Origin of the sequence: Thioalkalivibrio sp. ALE14 (genome assembly GCF_000376845.1) — a bacterium.
Taxonomy (GTDB): Bacteria; Pseudomonadota; Gammaproteobacteria; order Ectothiorhodospirales; family Ectothiorhodospiraceae; genus Thioalkalivibrio.
The window spans coordinates 16830-36377 of the sequence record NZ_AQXY01000021.1 but is presented as its reverse complement, the minus strand read 5'-3'; the positions used below and the strand labels follow the sequence as shown (position 1 = coordinate 36377).

21 protein-coding genes and 2 tRNA genes are annotated in these 19548 nt (G+C 67.8%); 18 read left to right on the top strand and 5 right to left on the bottom strand.

What is annotated here, in order from left to right; all coding sequences use genetic code 11:
• Positions 1–144 precede the first annotated feature (144 nt).
• A complete protein-coding gene (locus F572_RS0103015) occupies positions 145–459 on the top strand; it encodes a hypothetical protein (protein ID WP_017940862.1) in 315 nt (104 codons plus the stop codon).
• A gap of 7 nt (positions 460–466) precedes the next feature.
• A complete protein-coding gene (gene arfB, locus F572_RS0103010; protein WP_017940861.1) occupies positions 467–883 on the top strand; it encodes an alternative ribosome rescue aminoacyl-tRNA hydrolase ArfB in 417 nt (138 codons plus the stop codon).
• Positions 884–1120: 237 nt separating this feature from the next.
• On the opposite strand, the gene F572_RS0103005 is transcribed toward arfB, so the two are convergent.
• From F572_RS0103005 to F572_RS0102990, 4 genes are all read right to left on the bottom strand, one after another.
• Positions 1121–2941 (bottom strand): ABC transporter ATP-binding protein/permease, encoded by a 1821-nt coding sequence (locus F572_RS0103005; protein WP_017940860.1) that lies wholly within the window; start codon positions 2939–2941, stop codon positions 1121–1123.
• Between the two features lie 104 nt (positions 2942–3045).
• Positions 3046–3444, bottom strand: a complete 399-nt coding sequence (locus tag F572_RS0103000) for a hypothetical protein (RefSeq protein ID WP_017940859.1) — start codon at positions 3442–3444, stop codon at positions 3046–3048.
• A gap of 78 nt (positions 3445–3522) precedes the next feature.
• Positions 3523–4521 carry a diguanylate cyclase gene (locus F572_RS0102995; RefSeq protein WP_017940858.1) on the bottom strand — a complete coding sequence of 333 codons (999 nt, stop codon included), beginning with the start codon at positions 4519–4521 and terminating at the stop codon, positions 3523–3525.
• A gap of 13 nt (positions 4522–4534) precedes the next feature.
• Positions 4535–4999, bottom strand: coding sequence for a c-type cytochrome (locus tag F572_RS0102990; protein WP_017940857.1), 465 nt, complete (start codon positions 4997–4999; stop codon positions 4535–4537).
• Positions 5000–5175: 176 nt separating this feature from the next.
• Between F572_RS0102990 and recQ the strand changes: the two genes are divergently transcribed.
• Both recQ and F572_RS0102980 read left to right on the top strand, forming a co-directional pair.
• Positions 5176–7065 (top strand): DNA helicase RecQ, encoded by a 1890-nt coding sequence (gene recQ, locus F572_RS0102985; protein WP_017940856.1) that lies wholly within the window; start codon positions 5176–5178, stop codon positions 7063–7065.
• Between the two features lie 49 nt (positions 7066–7114).
• On the top strand, positions 7115–7870 hold the full coding sequence (locus F572_RS0102980) for a DUF3581 family protein (RefSeq protein WP_017940855.1): 756 nt from the start codon (positions 7115–7117) through the stop codon (positions 7868–7870).
• 213 nt (positions 7871–8083) lie between these two features.
• Here the strand turns inward: F572_RS0102980 and asd are convergent, their stop codons facing one another.
• Positions 8084–8938 (bottom strand): archaetidylserine decarboxylase, encoded by an 855-nt coding sequence (gene asd, locus F572_RS0102975; RefSeq protein WP_017940854.1) that lies wholly within the window; start codon positions 8936–8938, stop codon positions 8084–8086.
• A 77-nt stretch (positions 8939–9015) separates the two neighbouring features.
• Between asd and prmB the strand changes: the two genes are divergently transcribed.
• The 14 genes from prmB (at position 9016) to F572_RS0102905 (ending at position 19489) form a co-directional block, all read left to right on the top strand.
• Positions 9016–9909, top strand: coding sequence for a 50S ribosomal protein L3 N(5)-glutamine methyltransferase (gene prmB / locus F572_RS0102970; RefSeq protein WP_017940853.1), 894 nt, complete (start codon positions 9016–9018; stop codon positions 9907–9909).
• A gap of 96 nt (positions 9910–10005) precedes the next feature.
• A complete protein-coding gene (gene ruvB / locus F572_RS0102965) occupies positions 10006–11049 on the top strand; it encodes a Holliday junction branch migration DNA helicase RuvB (protein ID WP_017940852.1) in 1044 nt (347 codons plus the stop codon).
• Positions 11046–11465 (top strand): tol-pal system-associated acyl-CoA thioesterase, encoded by a 420-nt coding sequence (gene ybgC / locus F572_RS0102960; protein WP_017940851.1) that lies wholly within the window; start codon positions 11046–11048, stop codon positions 11463–11465. Before ruvB ends, ybgC begins: the two co-directional genes overlap by 4 nt.
• A 32-nt stretch (positions 11466–11497) precedes the next feature.
• Positions 11498–12172 (top strand): protein TolQ, encoded by a 675-nt coding sequence (gene tolQ, locus F572_RS0102955; protein ID WP_017940850.1) that lies wholly within the window; start codon positions 11498–11500, stop codon positions 12170–12172.
• Positions 12173–12175: 3 nt separating this feature from the next.
• Positions 12176–12628 carry a protein TolR gene (tolR, locus tag F572_RS0102950; RefSeq protein WP_017940849.1) on the top strand — a complete coding sequence of 151 codons (453 nt, stop codon included), beginning with the start codon at positions 12176–12178 and terminating at the stop codon, positions 12626–12628.
• A 10-nt stretch (positions 12629–12638) separates the two neighbouring features.
• On the top strand, positions 12639–13490 hold the full coding sequence (locus F572_RS0102945) for a TonB family protein (protein ID WP_017940848.1): 852 nt from the start codon (positions 12639–12641) through the stop codon (positions 13488–13490).
• A 34-nt stretch (positions 13491–13524) separates the two neighbouring features.
• The gene (gene tolB / locus F572_RS0102940) at positions 13525–14811 is read left to right on the top strand and encodes a Tol-Pal system beta propeller repeat protein TolB (RefSeq protein WP_038034010.1); all 1287 of its coding nucleotides are present in this window, start codon (positions 13525–13527) and stop codon (positions 14809–14811) included.
• Between the two features lie 45 nt (positions 14812–14856).
• Positions 14857–15411 carry a peptidoglycan-associated lipoprotein Pal gene (gene pal / locus F572_RS0102935; protein ID WP_017940846.1) on the top strand — a complete coding sequence of 185 codons (555 nt, stop codon included), beginning with the start codon at positions 14857–14859 and terminating at the stop codon, positions 15409–15411.
• A gap of 108 nt (positions 15412–15519) precedes the next feature.
• A complete protein-coding gene (gene ybgF / locus F572_RS0102930; RefSeq protein ID WP_017940845.1) occupies positions 15520–16269 on the top strand; it encodes a tol-pal system protein YbgF in 750 nt (249 codons plus the stop codon).
• A complete protein-coding gene (gene queE / locus F572_RS0102925; RefSeq protein WP_017940844.1) occupies positions 16266–16961 on the top strand; it encodes a 7-carboxy-7-deazaguanine synthase QueE in 696 nt (231 codons plus the stop codon). Before ybgF ends, queE begins: the two co-directional genes overlap by 4 nt.
• Before the next feature lies 1 nt (position 16962).
• Entirely contained in the window at positions 16963–17649 is a 687-nt protein-coding gene (gene queC / locus F572_RS0102920; RefSeq protein ID WP_017940843.1) for a 7-cyano-7-deazaguanine synthase QueC, read from the top strand.
• Positions 17650–17798: 149 nt separating this feature from the next.
• Positions 17799–19064, top strand: coding sequence for a YeeE/YedE family protein (locus F572_RS0102915; protein WP_038034009.1), 1266 nt, complete (start codon positions 17799–17801; stop codon positions 19062–19064).
• Positions 19065–19203: 139 nt separating this feature from the next.
• Positions 19204–19279 (top strand) — tRNA-Lys (locus F572_RS0102910).
• A 123-nt stretch (positions 19280–19402) separates the two neighbouring features.
• A tRNA-Leu gene (locus tag F572_RS0102905) sits at positions 19403–19489 on the top strand.
• The last annotated feature ends 59 nt before the right edge of the window (positions 19490–19548 follow it).

Sequence of the window (19548 nt, the reverse complement as noted above, 5' to 3'; positions counted from 1 at the left end):
CGCGCCTGTCATTGCGAGGAACGAAGCGACGAAGCAATCTCCCGTGGGCCATCGGATCTAGCTGGAGTGCGAGCTTCTGGAGGTTGCCGCGGCGCCTTCGGCGCCTCGCAATGACGTTGCATCTTGCGTGCGCAGGAGGTTTGCATGGAGTTGAATTTCCGATGGACCCCGGCCCTTGTGGTTGTAGTGCTGGCGCTGGGCGTTGGTGCCTGTTCGGCGTACAAGGCTGAAACCCAGGCCGACGGGCCCGAGCCGCGCCCGGGTACGGTGGAGCAGATGAACCCGTTCCTGCATTTCCTCGAGAGCCGGCCGACGCCCGAGGAGTTCAAGCGTGTCTACCCCGACGTGATGCTGGTCCTCCCGGGCGATATCGTGACCCAGGAATACCGCACGGATAACAGCCGCTTCTTCGCCGAGCTGGACGCGGATGGCCGTATCCACGATGGCGAGTTCCGCTGATCGAGCGATGCTGCGCATCTCCAACAGCGTGAGTGTCCCCGAGCACGAGATTGAGCTGACCCCGATCCGTGCCCAGGGGGCGGGCGGGCAGAACGTGAACAAGGTGGCCTCGGCCATTCATCTGCGCTTCGACATCCGCGCCTCCAGCCTGCCCGACGTCTACAAGGAGCGCCTGCTGCGCCGCCGGGACCAGCGCATCACCAAGGATGGCGTGATCGTCCTCAAAGCACAGCAGTACCGCACCCAGGAGGCCAACCGCGAGGATGCGCTGGAGCGTCTGGCGGAGCTCCTGCGCGAGGCTGGGCGCCCGATCAAGACGCGCAAGCCGACGCGCCCGACGCGGGCCTCCAAGCTGCGCCGCCTGGAGGGCAAGACCCAGCGCGGCCGCAAGAAGGCCCTGCGCGGCCGCGTCGACCCTGACTGATTTGTTCCCCGTGGCGCGCGCAGAGGGCCCAGGTCAATAGCCAAAAGCGGACAGGAAGACGGGAAGATTGGAAGAACAGCTGGCGCTCGAGCTAATCGCGGGCCATGCGCAAAATGATCCAAACCACCGGGGCGTCCCCGAGCCCTTTTATCCAATAATTGTTTCTTCCAGCCTTCCCATCTTCCTGTGAATCGCTGTTGACCTGGCCCTTTCTCGTGCGTTTCGTGGTGAATGACGTCAGCCGCTGGCGGTCGGGTTCGAGCTAGAGGTGGTTGGTTCGTGTTCCTGCTGGTGTTGCCACAGGCGGGCGTAGGCGCCGTTCCTGGCGAGGAGTTCGCGGTGGGTGCCGCGTTCGACCACGCGGCCCTGGTCCAACACGACGATCTGCTCGGCGTCCTTCACGGTCGACAGGCGATGCGCGATGACCAGCGTGGTGCGCCGGGCCGAGACCTCGTTCAGCGCCTGCAGGATGGCCTTCTCCGAGCCCGAGTCCAGGGACGAGGTGGCCTCGTCGAAGACCAGGATCGGCGGGTCCTTCAGCAGCATGCGGGCGATGGCGATGCGTTGCTTCTCGCCGCCGGAGACCTTGAGGCCGCGTTCGCCGACGACCGTATCCAGGCCGTCGGGCAGGCGCTGGATGAAATCGTCCAGGTGCGCCAGATGGACCGCGCGCCGGATCGCCTCCTCGGAGGCCTCCGGATCCCCATAGGCGATGTTGTAGCGAATGCTCGCGTTGAACAGCACGGTATCCTGCGGGACCACGCCGATCGCACGGCGCAGGCTTTGCTGGGTCACCTCGCGGATATCCTGGCCGTCGATAGTGATGCGCCCGTCGGTCACGTCGAAGAACCGGAACAGCAGGCGTGCGAGCGTGGACTTCCCGGCCCCGCTGGGGCCGACCACCGCGAGCTTGTGCCCGGCGGGGATCTCGAGCGACACGTCCTCGAGGATCGGTCGTTCCGGCTGGTAGTGGAACGCGACCTGTTCGAAGCGTACATGTCCGCCCGTGACCTCGAGGTCCGGTGCGTCCGGCCGGTCCTCGACCTGAACCGGTTTTTCCAGCAGCCCGAACAGGCGTTCGATGTTCGCCAGCGACTGGCGGATCTCGCGGTAGACGAAACCGAGGAAGTTCAGTGGCATGAACAGCTGGATCATGTAGGCGTTGACCATCACCAGGTCGCCCAGCGACATCTGACCCGAGGCGACGCGGCTGGCGGCCAGCAGCATCATCACGGTGATCGCCCCGGCGATGATCAGGGCCTGACCGGAGTTCAGCAGCACCAGCGACAGCACGTTCTTGGTGCGCGCCTGCTCCCAGGTGGCCAGGCCCTCGTCGTAGCGCCGGGCCTCGAAGCCCTCGTTGCCGAAGTACTTCACTGTCTCGTAGTTCAGCAGGCTATCGATCGCGCGGGTGTTGGACTCGTTGTCGCGCTGGTTGGCCTCGCGCACGAAGCGGGTGCGCCACTCGGTAATCCACACTGACCAGGCGATGTAGGCCGCCACCGCGATGATCACCGTCAGGGTGAATACCGGGCCCACCGCCACCAGCAGGATGACCGCCACCATCGCGATCTCGATGATCGTCGGCAGGATGTTGAACACCATGAAGCGCAGCAGGAAGCTGATACCGCTGGTTCCGCGCTCGATGTCCCGCGCCAGCCCGCCGGTCTCGCGTGCCAGATGAAAGCTCAGCTCCAGTCGATGCAGATGTTCGAACACGCGCAGGGCCGCCCGCCGCATGGCGCGCTCGGCCACCCGCACGAAGACCGCGTCACGCAGCTCGCCGAACAGGGTGCCGCCAAAGCGCAGCAGGCCGTAGGCGACGACCAGCGCCACCGGGACCGTGACCAGCGCGTCGGTGCCGGAATCCTCGAAGTGGTCGACGATGTATTTCAGTGCCAGCGGGACCAGCACGGTCGCCAGCTTGGCCAGACCCATCAGCCCGAGGGCGAGGAACAGTCGCCCGCGGAATTCCGCGAGATAGGGGAACAGGGAGCGAACGATGCGCCAGTTGATCGCCTCGTCGGGCGCATCGTGCACGCTGGAATGACCGCGCATGGGGGAGTCCGGGGCTGGGTAGGTCGCTTACTTTAGAGAGGCGCGGCGGAATTCGCACATGGGCGCGCGTTCAGTAGCGGCTCCTCCCCGGCGTTCGCGGAAGGTCAGCGGTGAATGCGGTAGCCCTCGCCCCGGTCCTGTTCGAGGTCGATCCGCAGGCGCTGGTGACTCCAGCCGTCCTGCGAGCAGCGGGCCTCGATTTGCAGGAAGCGCGCGCCATCGGGGATCGACAGCCGGCGCAGGCTGCGGGTAAACGGCTGCTCGTTTACATGCGGGTGGTGCAGGATGCGTTCACCGAGGACGTTGCCGTCGGCATCGAGCACACGCCAGGCATCGGCATAGTGATCCCAGCCGGTGTCGGGGTGCTCCACGGTGACGGCGACCCGCCACTGGTCCGGCCCGCTGGCATGCAGCTGAGCCTCCAGGATGTCGACCGGGTCTGCCTGGGCGGGCAGGGCCAGAAGGCCCAGCAGGGCGGCGAGGGTCAGGCTTTTTGTGCACATGGCAATGCTCCGTTTGCCGGTTAGGAGTGAATGCTTTCCTGTGGTTCATGGACGGGACGCCCAGGCGCCGGATTTATTTCACGCGCTCTGGACCCGGTTGCGCCCGGCGTGCTTGGCTGCGTACAGGGCGCGGTCGGCCCGGTCCACCAGGGATTCCGCGCTCTCGCCGGGCTCCAGCTGGGCCACGCCGAAGCTGGCGGTCAGTGGCTGTCCGGTCTGGAAGTCGTGGATCTCCAGGCACTGGCGCAGGTCCTCGGCCAGCCGGGCTGTGGCGGCGATGTCGTCTTGCGGACAGAGAATGAGGAACTCCTCGCCACCCCAGCGCGCGGCCCGATCGGTGGCGCGGATACGGCCCGTGATCAGCCGCCCGACCGCGGTCAGTACCGCGTCGCCGCGGCCATGTCCCAGGGTATCGTTAATCGGCTTGAAGTGATCAAGGTCCAGCAGGATCACGCTGAGCGGGCTCGCGTGACGCTCGGCCCTCAGGATCTCTTCGGCCAGGGCCTGACTGGCCTTCATGCGGTTGTTCAATCCGGTCAGCGGGTCGGTGGTGGCGAGGTGTTCCAGGTGTTGCTGGGCGGCCTCCAGGGAGTGCGTGCGTTCCCGTACCAGGCGTTCCAGCACCTGTGCGCGCTCCTCCAGCTCTTTCACCGGGTAGGGCTCGTCGTCTCCATGGACGCTCGCGGGGAAGGAGCCATGCAGGTGCGTTAGGCGCCAGCCGTCGGCGGTCGCGTGCAGCACCAGGCTGGCGCGCAGGCCGTTCAGTCGGACCCGCTGCCCACGGGTGTCCAGCATCATGTCGAAGATCAGCATGACCAGCGCCACGTCATCCGTCAGCAGTCGGATGTCCTCGCGGTGGATCGCGAAGTCGAAGGGCTCCGGTACCTGTTCGATGTCGCGCCCGGCGATGCGTTCGACCTCTTCCGGAGTGAAGGCGGCCTCGTCGGCACCAGTGCCAAAGCCGCTGACCGCGGGGGTGTGAAGGCGCAGCAGGGCCGCGAGATCGCGCTGGCGCAGCCAGGCGTCCAGGTAGGCGTGGACCGTGCCGCGGATCGCCTCCGTGCGTGGATCTGTCATGTACGGGTTGAGTTCAGTCGATGCCGACGGCGCGCTGCTCCTGGCGGATCCAGGCGATGATGTGGGCGGTCTCCTCGCCGGTGACGCCGGCCACCGGCGGCATGTCGCCAAAGTCCCAGTGGTGCGCGTGCACGCCCAGGGCCACGGCGCGATGGAAGGTGATGTCCGGGTGGTGCGAAGGCTCGTAGATGCGGTGGATCAGGGGCGGGCCCTGGTCGGTGCCGCGGGCGTCCTCGCCGTGGCACTGCATGCAGTTGGCGCGGAACAGCGAGCGCCCGGCCTCGGGGTCGGCGGCGAAGTCCTCTGGCGGCAGGCTGTAGTCGAGCTGCGCGGTGGAGCCGGAGGCCGCGCTCGAGTCTTCGCTGGATGCCTGCGCAGGCGGCTCGGCGGCGGTGTCCGGTTCCGGGGCGTCGGAACAGGCGGTCAACGCGAACAGGGCCAGCAAGGCGGCGGGCAGGAGGCGGGCGGTTGTCGGCATCGGGCGTCCTGGATTTTGGTATTCAGGTGGGGAGTTTATCGCGGCGGGTCACGGCGGGCGACTGCGCACCGGGAGGGATTGCGGCCGGCGCGGGGCGGTTGTGGCGCTGGTGGCTTGCAGCGGTGGCGGGCATTCGGCAGTCTTCGTGGCTTGTCTTCCCGTCTGGAGTACGTCCATTGGAACCCTCGGGTCTTGCAGCTGGAGAAGCGCAGGGAAGCGCTCCGGCGGCGGCGCCACTGGAGATCCTGCGCGAGACCTTCGGCTACACGGAATTTCGCGGTCAGCAACAGGCCATCGTCGAGCATGTGACCGCGGGCGGTGACGCCGTGGTGCTGATGCCTACCGGCGGCGGCAAGTCACTCTGTTATCAAATCCCCGGGCTGGCGCGGCGCGGCTGCGGCATCGTGATCTCGCCGCTGATCGCGCTGATGCAGGATCAGGTGGCCGCCCTGCGCCAGAACGGCGTGGCCGCGGCCAGCCTGGACTCCGGCCAGAAGGCGGACGAGGCGCGCTCCGTGCTGGCGGCCCTGCACGCCGGTGAACTGGACCTGCTGTACATGTCGCCGGAACGGCTGTTCGCCCCGGGCATGCTGGAGCGGCTGGAAGGCATTGATCTGGCCCTGTTCGCCATCGACGAGGCCCACTGCGTCTCGCAATGGGGGCATGACTTTCGTCCGGAGTACAGCCAGCTGGCGGTGCTGGCCGAGCGCTTCCCGCAGGTGCCGCGCCTCGCGCTGACCGCCACCGCCGACGGCCCGACCCGCCAGGAGATTCGCGAGCGGTTGTGCCTCGAGCAGGCGCGCGCCTTCGTCAGTTCCTTCGACCGGCCCAATATCCGCTACCGCATCGCCCAGGCGGACGGGGGGCGTGGCGGTTCCGCGCGCGATCGCCTGCTGCGCTTTATCCGCGAGGAACACGCGGGCGAGGCGGGAATCGTCTATTGCCTGTCGCGCAAGAAGGTCGAGGCGGTGGCCGAGTGGCTGGCGGAGCAGGGCGTCACCGCGCTCCCTTATCACGCCGGGCTGTCGGCGGCCACGCGCGCGGCGAACCAGACCCGCTTCCTGCGCGAGGAGGGCGTGGTGATGGTCGCCACCATCGCCTTCGGCATGGGCATCGACAAGCCGAACGTGCGTTTCGTCGCCCATCTGAACCTGCCGAAGAGTCTGGAGGGCTACTATCAGGAGACCGGTCGCGCCGGCCGCGACGGCCTGCCGGCCAATGCCTGGATGGTCTTCGGGCTGCAGGATGTCGTGACCCTGCGCCAGATGCTGGAGGGCTCGCAGGCCGGGGCCGAACGTCAGCGAGTCGAACAGCAAAAACTGGAGGCCATGCTGGGCTTCTGCGAGATCACCAGCTGCCGGCGCCAGGCGCTCCTGGGCTACTTCGACGAGCACATGCCCGAGCCCTGCGGGGCCTGCGACAACTGCCTGGAGCCGCCGGCGACGTGGGATGCCAGCGTGCCGGTGCAGAAACTCCTGTCGTGTATCTATCGCACTGGCGAGCGCTTCGGGGCGGGGCACGTGATCGACGTGCTGCGCGGCTCCGCAAGCGAGCGCCTGAGCCGCCTGGGACACGACCGTCTGAGCACCTTTGGCATCGGCAAGGAACTGGACAAGGCGCAGTGGCGGGGCGTCGTCCGACAACTTCTGGCACGCGGGTTGTTGCGGCTGGACGAGGAGGGCTACGGCGGCCTGAAGCTGGACCCGGCCTGCCGCCCGGTGCTGCGGGGCGAGGAGACGATCCACCTGCGCGAGGAGGCGGCCCGCCCGGAGCGCGAGGCGCGCACGGCGCGTCCGGCCCGCCGCGACACGGCCCGCAGCGTGGCGGCGATGGACAGCGAGGATCGCGCCCTGTGGGAGGCCCTGCGCACGCTGCGCACCGATCTCGCGCGCGACCAGGGGGTACCGCCTTACGTGATCTTCAGCGATGCCACGTTGCTGGAGATGGTGGCCGCGGCCCCCCGGACGCGCGACGAGATGGCCGGGATCTCAGGGGTGGGGCAGCACAAGCTGGAACGCTATGGTGACGCCTTCATCCAGGCCATCGAGGGGCATTTCGGGCTATAGTGGCGGAAGAACCAAGTTGCACATTGAACGATGATTTCGGGGAGACCGCGTGACCGAAAAAAGCTTCCTTGAGGACTTCTACCGCCATCGCGACGGGCAGCTGGTCGTGACCCCGGAGCAGGGCAGCGACTTTGCCAAGACGCTCGCCGGTGACTTCAATCCGATCCATGACGCCGACAACCGGCGCTTTTGCGTGCCGGGTGACCTGTTGTTCGCACTGGTGCTGGATACCTACGGCGCCAGCGCGAACATGCACTTCCGCTTTACCGGCATGGTGGGTGGCAACGTGCCACTGGTCTTCCCGGCCAACCCGGGCGAGGCCTTTGCCATTACCGACGAGGGTGGCAAGAGCGTGATCGAGGTGGAGCGCTCCGGGCCGGTGATTGACGAGCCCAATGCCATCGAGTCCCTGATCCGCAGCTATGTCGGCTTTTCCGGGCAAAACTTCCCGCACGTGCTGGTGCCGCTGATGGAGGAGCATGGCGTGATGGTGAACCCGAAGCGGCCGCTGGTGATGTACGAGCGCATGGGCTTTCGCCTGCCCGAGCCGCTGGCGGCGAGCGCCGGGCTGCCGGAGCCACGCCTGAAGGACGCGGTGATGACGGTCAACGGCAAGCGCGGCGAGATCCGCCTGGACTACGAGCTGGTCATCGGCCAGTCCGTGGTCGCCGACGGCAGCAAGCACCTGGTGCTGAGCGGCCTGCGCCCGTTCGATGCCGCCGACGTCGAACAGCTGGTCGCCGACTACGAAAGCTGGAAGGCCGCCTACTTCAACCCGCCCGCCGGGACCCGCGCCCACGCCTGAATTCCCCGCCCGTCCCGAAAGCCAGTTCAAGGGCTTTTACAGGAAGAGGGGAAGACGGGAAGTTGCAGTTACACGGCGGCGGGAATAACCCGGAAGATGGTGTGAACCGATCACCCCCGGGTAACCCGGGCGTCCAGCCCGAAAACCTTCCGAACTTCCTATCTTCCTGTGAAACGCCCTTGCATCCCTTTGTGGGCTTCGTGGTGAGTCAAGTCAGTAGAACTGGCCGAGTGCGGAGCGGACCTGGACCTCGGTCTCGGGCGTCAGGTGGTCCGCAAGCTTCAGCGGGTGTTCCGGCAGCAGCAGCACGACCGACGAGCCCAGGTTGAAGCGCCCCATCTCCGCGCCGCGCTCCAGCGTGATGGCCCGGTCGGGGTATTCGCTCACGCTGATTTCGCGCCCGCGCGGCGGGGTGACCTCCCCGGCCCAGACGGTCTCGATGGAACCGACGTTCTGGGCGCCGATCAGGGCCATGGCCATCGGCCCCACCGGGGTGTCGAAGCAGGCGATGACCCGTTCGTTGCGGGCATACAGCCGCGGCACGTGGCGCACGATACGTGGGGCCACCGAGAACAGCCGGCCGGGTACGTGAATCATGTGGGTCAGGGTGCCGGCCAGCGGCATATGCAGCCGGTGGTAATGGCGCGGTGACAGGTACAGGGTCACGAAGTGCCCATGGCGGAAGGCCTCCGCCAGCTCGTCCTCCCCGCCCAGCAGCTCCCGGACCGTGTAGTGATGCCCCTTGGCCTGGAAGATCTGGCCAGCCTCGATGCGCCCGGCGGCGCTGACCCGGGAATCGGCCGGGCTGACCAATGTATTTGCGTCTCCCTCCAGTGGTCGCGCGTCGTCGCGCAGGGCCCGGGTGAACAGGGCGTTGAAGCTGGGGTAGGCGGCCAGATCCGGCTCGGCGGCCTCGTCCAGGTTCAGGCCGAAGCGGCGTACGAAGGCGCGCAGCAGCGGTTGCAGGTGCGGCGACTCGATGCGCGCCAGTCGGTGCACGACGCGCGAAAGGGCGTGCTGGGGCAGCAGGTGCGACAAGCGCGCCAGCCAGGGGTCGATCTTGCTCATGCGGTGTCCGATGGGGTGGGTGGCGTTGAGGCCGAGGCGGTATGATGACCGCCCTCGCACGCAACGGAAAGACCGGAATGGATTCGACCACCGGATTGCGCACCCTGCGCGACTTCATTCGCTTCGGCGCCAGCCAGTTTCGCGCGGCCGGCCTGAGTTTCGGGCATGGCACCGACAACGCCTTCGACGAGGCCGCCTGGCTGGTGCTGCACACCCTGCATCTGCCGCTGGATCTGCCCGAGTCGTGGTGGGATTCGCGCCTGAGCGAGGCCGAGCGCACGCGCGTGGTGGCGGTGCTGCGCGAGCGCGTCGCGACCCGCAAGCCAGCCGCCTATCTGACCCGCGAGGCCTGGTTCGCCGGGTTGTCATTCTATGTCGACGAGCGGGTTCTGGTGCCGCGCTCGCCGCTGGCGGAACTGATTGCCGCGGGCTTCGAGCCCTGGGTCAACCCCGATGCCGTGACCCGCGCGCTGGACCTGTGCACCGGCGGCGGGTGCATCGGGATCGCGCTGGCGCTGGCGCTGCCGCAGGCGCGAGTGGACCTGGCGGATGTCTCGACGGATGCGCTGGCGGTGGCGGCAATCAATATCGAGCGCCACCAGGTGGGCGATCAGGTGCGCGCCGTGCAGTCCGACGTGTTCGACGGGCTGGAGCCCGGGGATCGCTATGAACTGATTGTGTCCAACCCGCCGTACGTCGATGCCGAGGACATGGCGGCCCTGCCGGACGAATACCGTCACGAACCCGCGCTGGGGCTGGCCGCCGGTGGCGACGGCCTGGATATCGTGCGGCGCATCCTGGCCGGCGCCCGCGGGCACCTGACGGAAGACGGCGTGTTGCTCGTCGAGGTCGGCAACAGCCAGGCCGCGGTGGAGGCGGCCTTCCCGGACCTGCCGTTGATCTGGCTGGAGTTCGAGGCCGGCGGGCACGGGGTGTTCCTGGTCCACGCCCGCGACCTGCCCGCAGCCTGAGGCCGGAGCGGGTCGCGGCGCCCGCGCGCGCGTGAATCCCTGAACCCGCCGGTTGGCCCTGTAAACGGCACCGGCGGCCATGCATACTGCGGGGCTATGGAATCACGTCTGGTGGATATGCAGAGTCGGTCCGAGGAAGATCGGGCGGAGGTCAGCCTGCGCCCGAAGCGGCTCGCGGACTACACCGGCCAGCCCCGCGTGGTCGAGCAGCTGGGGCTGTTCATCGAGGCCGCCCGCCGGCGCGACGAGGCCCTGGACCACACCCTGGTCGCCGGGCCGCCCGGGCTGGGCAAGACCACCCTCGCGCACATCGTGGCCAACGAGCTGGGCGTGGGCCTGCGCCAGACCTCCGGTCCGGTGCTGGAACGCGCCGGCGATCTCGCCGCCATCCTGACCGCGCTGGAGCCGCGCGATGTCCTGTTCGTCGACGAGATCCACCGCCTGCCGACGGTGGTGGAGGAGATCCTGTATCCGGCGCTGGAGGATGGCCAGCTGGACATCGTGATCGGCGAGGGCCCGGCGGCGCGTTCGATCAAGGTGGACCTGCCGCCGTTCACGCTGGTGGGCGCGACCACCCGCGCCGGGCTGCTCTCGGCCCCGTTACGTGACCGGTTCGGTATCGTGCAGCGCCTCGATCATTACACTGTCACCGACCTCGCGCATATTGTGGATCGCGCGGCCGGGCTGCTGGGCGTGGGGATCGAGGCCGAGGGCGCGGCGGAGATCGCGCGCCGCGGGCGCGGGACGCCGCGGCTGGCCAATCGCCTGCTACGGCGGGTGCGGGATTTCGCCCAGGTACGGGCCGATGGCGTGGTGACCCACGAGGTAGCGGCGCAGGCGCTGGACCTGCTGGCGATCGACGCCTCGGGGCTGGATGCCCAGGACCGCCGCCTGCTAGAGGTGCTGGTGGAGAAATTCGACGGCGGCCCGGTCGGGGTCGAGAGCCTGGCCACGGCGATGAACGAGGAGCGCGGCACGCTGGAGGATGTGGTCGAGCCCTTCCTGATCCAGCAGGGCTACCTGCAGCGCACCCCGCGCGGGCGCCAGGCGACCCGGCGCACGCTGGCGATGTTCGGCCTGACCCGGATGGACGAGGGCGACCTGCTGATGCCCGCGGCGGAGGATTCGCGCCAGCCATGACCGCGACGTTCGAATGGCCGGTGCGGGTGTATTACGAGGATACCGATGCCGGCGGCGTGGTCTACCACGCGAATTACCTGAAGTTCATGGAGCGCGCGCGGACCGAATGGCTGCGCGCCCTGGGCTTCGAGCAGGATCGGCTGCGGGCCGAATATGGAATTGTGTTCGCCGTGCGGCGTCTGGCTGTGGAGATGCAGCGCCCCGCGCACTTCAACGAGGCCCTGACGGTCACCTGTCGGGTACAGCGCATGCGCCGCGCCAGCATCGAGTTCGAGCAGGTGGTGCAGCGCGAGGCGACGGCGCTGGCCACCGGCGAGGTCGCCATTGCCTGCGTCGACGTGGCCCGGCAGGCGCCGGTGGCGATCCCCAGTGAAGTGGCGCGCGCGATGCGTGCGGCGGAAGGAACAGAGGCATAACGGGAGATGGACAAGTGACAGTCGACTTTTCGATGTACCAGCTGATCATGGACGCCAGTCTGATCGTGCAGCTGGTCATGGTGATCCTGGTGATCGCCTCGGTGCTCTCCTGGCTGGTGATCATCATCAAGGCACGCTCGCTGAACGCGGCGCAGCGCGCCAGTGACGAGTTCGAGGAGCGTTTCTGGTCGGGTGCGGACCTCTCGCACCTGTACGAGGGGGTGCGCCGCAAGGCCGAGATGTCCGGCATGGAGCATGTGTTCTCCTCCGGCTTCAAGGAGTTCCTGCGTGCTCGGCAGCACGGCATGACGCCGGGCGAGCCCGCCCACCGCGCGATGCGGGTGGCCATCGCGCGCGAGACCGACGAGATGGAACGCTACCTGCAGTTCCTGGCCACGGTCGGTTCCACCAGCCCGTACATCGGTCTGTTCGGGACGGTGTGGGGCATCATGCACGCCTTTCTCGGGCTGTCCGGGGTGCAGCAGGCCACGCTGGCGATGGTTGCACCGGGGATCGCCGAGGCACTGATCGCCACCGCGCTGGGGCTGTTCGCGGCCATCCCGGCGGTGATCGCCTACAACCGCTTTGCGGGGGACGTCGATCGTGTGGCGGTCCGGCTGGAGAACTTCAGCGACGAGTTCGTGGCCCTGCTGAACCGCCAGGGCGCGGGCAAGCCGGCCGAGGGCGCCGCCGGGGCGCCGGCCTGAGCCATGGCCGAGTCGCGTCGTAACAGCCGCCGCCTGCGGCGGCCCATGTCGCAGATCAACGTCGTGCCGTTTATCGACGTGATGCTGGTCCTGCTGATCATCTTCATGATCACCGCACCCATGCTGCAGCAGGGCGTGGAGGTCGATCTGCCGGAGGCCGATGCCGAGGCCATGGACGAGGACCCATCCGCAGCCGAGCCGTTGGTGGTCACCGTGGATGCGTCCGGGGCCATGAGCCTGAACCAGGGCCCGTACGTGAACGAGCCCCTGGCGCCGCAGGAGATGACCGAGATCGTGCGCGAGTTCCTCGCCGAGAACCCCGGCACCCAGACCTTCGTGCGCGGGGACCGCAACGTGGACTACGGCCGGGTGATTGATGCAATGGTCGCCCTGCAGCGCGCAGGGGGCGGTCGTGTCGGCCTGATAACCGAACCGCCACGTAACAACCAGGACTGAGCCACACGCCGTGTTCGAGCTCCTGCGCCGTCACCCCCTCAGCCTGCTCCTCGTCCTGCTCCTGCACGGGGTGCTGTTCGCGGCCTTGCTGCTGAACGTGAGCCTGATGTCGCCGACCTCCACCCGGGCGGCGGTGGAGATTGCGGTGCAGGAGGATATCGAGGTGATCGACGCGGTCGCGGTGGATGCCGAGACCTTCGACCGCATCGAGCACGAGCGCGAGGTCGCCGAACAGGAGCAGATCGCCGAGCAGCTGCGCGCCGAAGAGGAACGCCGCCGCGCCGAGGAACAGGCCCGGCGCGAGGAAGAGCGTCGTCAGGCCGAGGAACAGCGCCGCCGCGAGGAAGAGGAACGCGCGCGCCAGCGGGCGCTGGAAGAGGCCGAGCAGGCCCGCCGGGAGGCGGAGGAAGAGCGCCGGCGGGCGCGCGAGGAGGCCGAACGCCGCGCGCGGGAGGAGGCGGAGCGCCGCGCCGAGCAGGAGCGCGAACTGGAAGAACAGCGACGGCGCGAGGCGATGGAGCGCGAACAGGAGCGCATGGCCGAGGCGCAGGCCCGGCGCGAGGCCGCGGAGCGTCAGGCCCAACTGGACCGGGATCTGAATGAATGGCGTGCCCAGGTGCAGTCCGTGGTGCAGCGACGCTGGCGCCAGCCGTCGGGGCTGGATGCCTCGGATCGTGCCATCGTTCTCGTGCGCGTCAACGAGACCGGGCGTATCATCAATTTCGATATCGAGAGCTGCTCGGGCGGGGCCGCCTTCTGCGAATCGGTTCGCCAGACCATGGACCGCCTGTCCTCGCTGCCGCGCCCGCCGGATGCGGATGCCGTGCGTGGCGGAATGCGCATCCGTTTCGAGCCTGACTGACCGGCCCGCTGCCAACCGGCCCATGAGGAATACCATGCAACGAATGATTCACGCGATGCTGCTGGGACTGGCACTGCTGTGGTCGGCGCAGGCCCACGCGGTGCTGGAAGTGACGGTGACCGAGGGGGTGACCGGGGCCATTCCGGTGGCCGTGGCCCCATTCACCTGGGAAGGTGAGGGGCGCCCGGACGAGGACGTCAGCCGGATCCTGGCGGCGAACCTGACCCGCAGCGGGCTGTTCGACGTCGAGCGCGAGGGGCTGCCGCGGGCCCCCTCGGGCCCGGCCGACTTCATCGCGCAGCCCTGGGCCGACGCCGGCATGGAGTACCTGGTGGTGGGCTCCAAGCGCCGGGACGGCGACAACGTGATCGTGGAATTCCACGTCTTCGATGTGCTGGCGGAGGAGCGCCTGGGCGGCTGGCGCATCCCGGTGCCGGCGGACATGCTCCGGCGTGGCGCCCATCGCGTGTCGGATATCGTCTACGAGCAGATTACCGGTGACCCGGGCGCCTTCAGCGCGCGCATTGCCTTCGTGAGCGTCGAACGCCGGAACGACTCGCGCGTGTTCCGTCTGGAGGTTGCGGACTCCGATGGCGCCAACCCGCGCACGCTGTTCCGTTCCGAGGATCCGATCATGTCGCCGGAGTGGTCCCCGGACGGGCGCGAGCTCGTGTACGTCTCGTTCGAGAACCGCCGCTCCGAGGTCTTTCGCCAGAACGTGGAGACCGGCGAGCGCAGTCGCATCGCCAGTTTTACCGGCATCAACAGTGCGCCGGCCTGGTCGCCGGACGGTCGCCAGTTGGCGCTCAGCCTGTCGCGGGACGGTTCGCCGAATATCTATGTGATGGACCTGGCCTCCGGGGATCTGCGCCAGGTCACGCGTTCCAGCGCTATTGAGACCGAGCCGGTCTGGTCGCCCGACGGCCAGACGATCTATTTCACCTCGGATCGTGCGGGTGCCCCGCAGATCTATGCCCAGCCGGTCGGGGGTGGCAGCGCGCGCCGGCTCACCTTCGAGAGTGGTTATGCGGCGGCCGCCACGATCTCCCCGGATGGACGTTCGCTTGTGTACGTACACGGGGGTGATGGCGGATTTCAGCTGGCCCGTCTCGATCTGGATGACCGCCGTGTGACGCAGCTCACGGACGGACGCGATGCAGAATCGCCAAGCTTTGCACCCAATGGCAGCATGATTCTTTATGCCATGACGGATGGGGGGCGAGGCGTGCTCGGTTCCGTCAGCCGCGACGGCCAGGTGCACCAGCGACTGGCGGCCCGCGAAGGCGAGGTGCGCGAGCCGGCCTGGTCACCCCTGAACTGATTTTCGGACCCTTTGACTATCACCTTCTCGCGAGGAACCAACATCATGAACAACCTGTTTCGTCTGACCCTTGCCGCCGTGGTGATCGCGGCCCTGTCGGCCTGTGCCACGCCGACCCGCGATGCCGAGGATGCCGAGCGCGCCGCCGAACGCGAGGCCGCCGCCGAGCAGGAGCGGGCCGAACGCGAGGCCGCCGAGGCCCGCGGCATCGGCCGCGACCGGGAGTTCGATGCCGCCGCCCTGGACGACCCGGACAGCCCGCTGGCCGAGCGTCTGGTGTACTTCGACTTTGACCGTGACGAGGTGAAGTCCGAATTCATGCCGATGCTGGAGGCGCATGCCGCCTACCTGTCGCAGAACCCGGGCGCGCGCATGCGCCTGGAGGGGCATACCGACGAGCGCGGCACGCGCGAGTACAACCTGGCTCTGGGCGAACGCCGCGCGCAGTCGGTGCGCCGGGTGCTGAATCTCAACGGCGCCTCGGATGACCAGCTCGAGGTCATCAGTTATGGTGAGGAGATGCCGGTGGCCTTCCAGCAGAACGAGGAGGCCTGGGCCAAGAATCGCCGGGTCGAGCTGGTCTACGAATCCCGGCGCTGAGCGACGGGACACGAGATGCCATCACAGTTCGACACGTCTTGCGGAAATGCCCCCTCGGGGGCATTTCTGTTTCGGTGCCCGGGACCTTCGGGCCTTCTCCCCGCAGCCATGCTGGCCGCGACCATGATCCTGATCCCGCTGGCCCTGATGCCGGGGACGGCCGGGGCCCAGGACGACACGGTGTTCGCGACCCAGTCGCAGATCCGCCAGCTGGATCGTCGTCTGGAGCGCATCGAGCGCGTGCTGGATTCCAGCGCGATGAACGAGCTGCTGCAGGTCTCCGAGTCACTGAACCGGGACCTGCGCGAGCTGCGCGGCGAGGTGGAGACCCTGCGCCACGAGGTGAACCGCCTGAGCACCCGCCAGCGCGACCAGTTTCGCCACCTGGACGAGCGGGTGGCCGCCGTCGAGGGCGGGGCGGCGGCGCCGGAGGCGGCCCCGCGCGAGGAGGTCGTCGACCTGGATCTGCCGGAGGCCGACGAACAGGCCGCCTACCAGGACGCCTTCGATAATCTGATGGCGGGGGACTACACCACCGCGATGCGCAAGCTGGAGCGGTTCATCGAGGACTACCCGGACGGGAGCTTTACCGCGAACGCCTGGTACTGGCTGGCCGAGGCCAAGTACGCCAGCGGGGAATTCGAGGCCGCGCTGGAGGACTTCCAGCGTCTGCGCGAGGACTTCCCCGAAAGCGACAAGAGTGGCGATGCCCTGCTGAAGATCGGGTATTCCCAGTACGAGCTGGAGAACTTCGACGCGGCCCGCGAGGCGCTGGAAGCGGTGCGTGCCGACTATGGCGGTACCACGCTCGACCGCCTGGCCCGCGAGCGCCTGCAGCGGATCGACCGCGCCCAATGACCACCGCCCCGTTGCGTGACGCCCGGGGCACGGGGGTGGCCGACCCGGCATCCGTGCGGCTCCGGATCAGCGAGATGTTCGTCTCCCTTCAGGGGGAGGCGGCGCAGGTCGGCTGGCCCACCGCCTTTGTCCGCCTGACCGGCTGTCCCCTGCGCTGTCGCTGGTGTGACAGCGAATACGCCTTCGAGGGCGGCGAGGCACTGATGCTGCCGACCGTCCTGGACTGGGTCGGGCGCACCGCCGTCCGGCATGTCTGCGTGACCGGTGGCGAGCCGTTGGCGCAACCGGGCTGTCTGCCGCTAATGGAGGCCCTGTGCGATGCCGGGTTCGCGGTCTCGCTGGAGACCAGCGGGGCCATGGAGGTGGCCGGGGTCGACCCCCGGGTGGCCATCGTGATGGACTGGAAGGCGCCGGCGTCCGGCGAATCCGCGCGTAATCTCGCCGCGAACATCCCCCGGCTGAAGGCCGGCGATCAGCTGAAGTTCGTGCTGGCCGGGCGCGAGGACTTCGACTGGGCCCGGGCCGAGCTGGACCGCCTGGGCCTGGACCCGGAGGTCGAGGTCCTGTTCTCGCCGGTATTTGGCGAACTGGAGCCGCGAACCCTCGCGGACTGGATCGTGGCCGAACGCGTCCCGGTGCGCTTCCAGGTCCAGTTGCACAAGCTCCTCTGGGGCGATCAGCCGGGGCGCTGACATGGACGGGCGTGCGGAGAAGGCTGTAGTGCTGCTCTCGGGCGGGCTCGACTCGGCGACCTGCCTGGCGATGGCACGTGCCGAGGGCCTGGAGTGCCACGCCCTGTCCATCGACTATGGACAGCGCCACCGGACCGAGCTGGAGGCCGCGCGGCGGGTCGCCGCGGACCAGGGCGTGACCGACCACCGCGTGGTGCCGGTGGACCTGAGCGCCATCGGCGGTTCCGCGCTGACGGACACCGCGATCGAGGTGCCCACGGCCCCGACCGAGGGTATCCCGGTAACCTACGTACCCGCGCGCAACACGGTGTTCCTCTCGCTGGCGCTGGGGCTGGCCGAGACCCTGGACGCGCGTCTGCTGTATGTCGGTGCCAATGCGGTGGACTATTCCGGGTATCCCGACTGCCGGCCGGCCTTCATCGACGCCTTCCAGAATCTCGCCCGGGTGGCGACCCGCAGTGGTGTGGAGGGCGCGCCGTGGGAGGTGCGGGCGCCGCTGATGCACCTGTCCAAGGCCGAGATCATCCAGGCGGGCAGCCGTCTGGGGGTGGGCTACAGCCGGACCGTCAGCTGCTACCAGGCCGATGCGGACGGCCGGGCCTGCGGGCGCTGCGACAGTTGCCGTATCCGGCGCGAGGGCTTTGCCGCCGCCGGTGTGCCGGATCCCACCCGCTACGCCCCGTCCTGACGCCGTGCCGGCGCATGCGCGGTGCCCCGGAGGCGGGTATTCGCGAGCCCGGAATTAAAATGGGGTCGATATCGTCTAGTCGTCCGATGTATGCTGCGCACCCCGTGGGTGCAGGCCTGCCCTGAAATCTTTCGTCGAGAGGATACGTGATGGAATTCTCCAGTTTTTCAACTGCCGCGATGGCGTTCCTCGGTGGGGCGTTCATCCTCGCCTTCATCATGGGGGCCGTGGCGAACAAGACCAACTTCTGCACCATGGGCGCCGTCTCCGATTGGGTGAACATGGGTGATACCGGGCGTATGCGCTCCTGGCTGCTGGCGATCGCCGTGGCCATGCTGGGTGTGGCCATCCTCGAGTTCTTCGGGGTGCTGAGCGCCGACGGCTCCTTCCCGAACTACCGCATGAGCGAGTTCCAGTGGGTCGAGCACGCCCTGGGCGGCTTCCTGTTCGGGATCGGCATGACCTACGCCTCCGGCTGCGGGAACAAGACCCTGGTCCGCGTGGGCGGCGGCAACATCAAGTCGCTGATGGTGCTGATCGTGATCGCGATCATCGCCTTCTACATGGTGCGCCCGCTGCCGGGCACCTCCGACACCCTGTACTCCCTGCTGTTCATGGACTGGACCACCGCGCTGGCGATCTCCACCCCGGCGGGCCAGGATCTGGGCACGCTCGTGGCCGGTGAAGAGAACGGCCTGACCGCGCGCCTGGTGCTGGGTCTGGTGATCGGCGTGCTGCTGCTGGCCCTGATCTTCAAGGCCGCCGACTTCCGCAAGAGCTTCGACAACATCCTCGGCGGGCTGGTAATCGGCCTGATGGTGCTGGGCGCCTGGTGGCTGACCAGCAACATCCAGATCGACGACGGCATGGACACCTACACCCCGCAGGCCTATGTGTCCGACTGGGACTTCGTGGCGCCGGCGGATGCCGAACGTCCGGCCGAGGGCGGCCCCTGGGCCAACCAGTCGTTCACCTTCATCAACCCGATGGGTCAGAGCCTGCGCTACGTGTCGACCGGGTTTGACAACACCGTTCTGTACTTCGGCGTGATGGCGCTGGCCGGCGTAATCCTCGGTTCCCTGTTCTGGGCGCTGGTCACCCGTGCGTTCCGTTTCGAGTGGTTCGCCTCCGTGCGTGACTTCGTCAACCACTTCATCGGCGCGATCCTGATGGGGTTCGGCGGCGTGCTGGCGATGGGCTGCACCATCGGTCAGGGCATCACCGGGATCTCCACCCTCGCGCTGGGCGGCTTCCTGACGTTCATCATGATCGTCTTTGGCGCCGCACTGACCATGAAGATCCAGTACTACAAGATGGTCTACGAAGACGAGGCCAGCTTCGGCAAGGCGCTGATTACCTCACTGGTGGACATGAAGCTGCTGCCGGGTGGCATGCGCAAGCTGGAAGCCATCTGATGGCGTAGCGACGGGGGCGCGTCTTGCGTTTTCCCCGTCGCGCCGTAAACTACGCGGCACTGGAGGCCCGGCGATCCCGGGCCTTCGACTTTGCAACGGCCAGGGCGATCCAGGTGTTCGCTCCGGGCCGAACCGAAAAGGGTCGTTAGCTCAGTTGGTAGAGCAGTTGGCTTTTAACCAATTGGTCGTAGGTTCGAATCCTACACGACCCACCATTATTCTCCGGTCCCCGCGCCGGCACATGGGCCCGTTCATGCGGGCCTTTTGTGTTTGTGGGCGGGGAACACGCTAGAATGCGCGGCTAACGCGCGAACGCAACAAGAGTTTTCTGCAAGATCGCGAAAGTGGCGGAACTGGTAGACGCGCTGGGTTTAGGTCCCAGTGGGGTAAAACCCGTGAGAGTTCGAGTCTCTCCTTTCGCACCACTGTCCGCATTTCGAAAAGCCATGAAGGTTACCACTGCGATCGGCAGGGATGACCGATA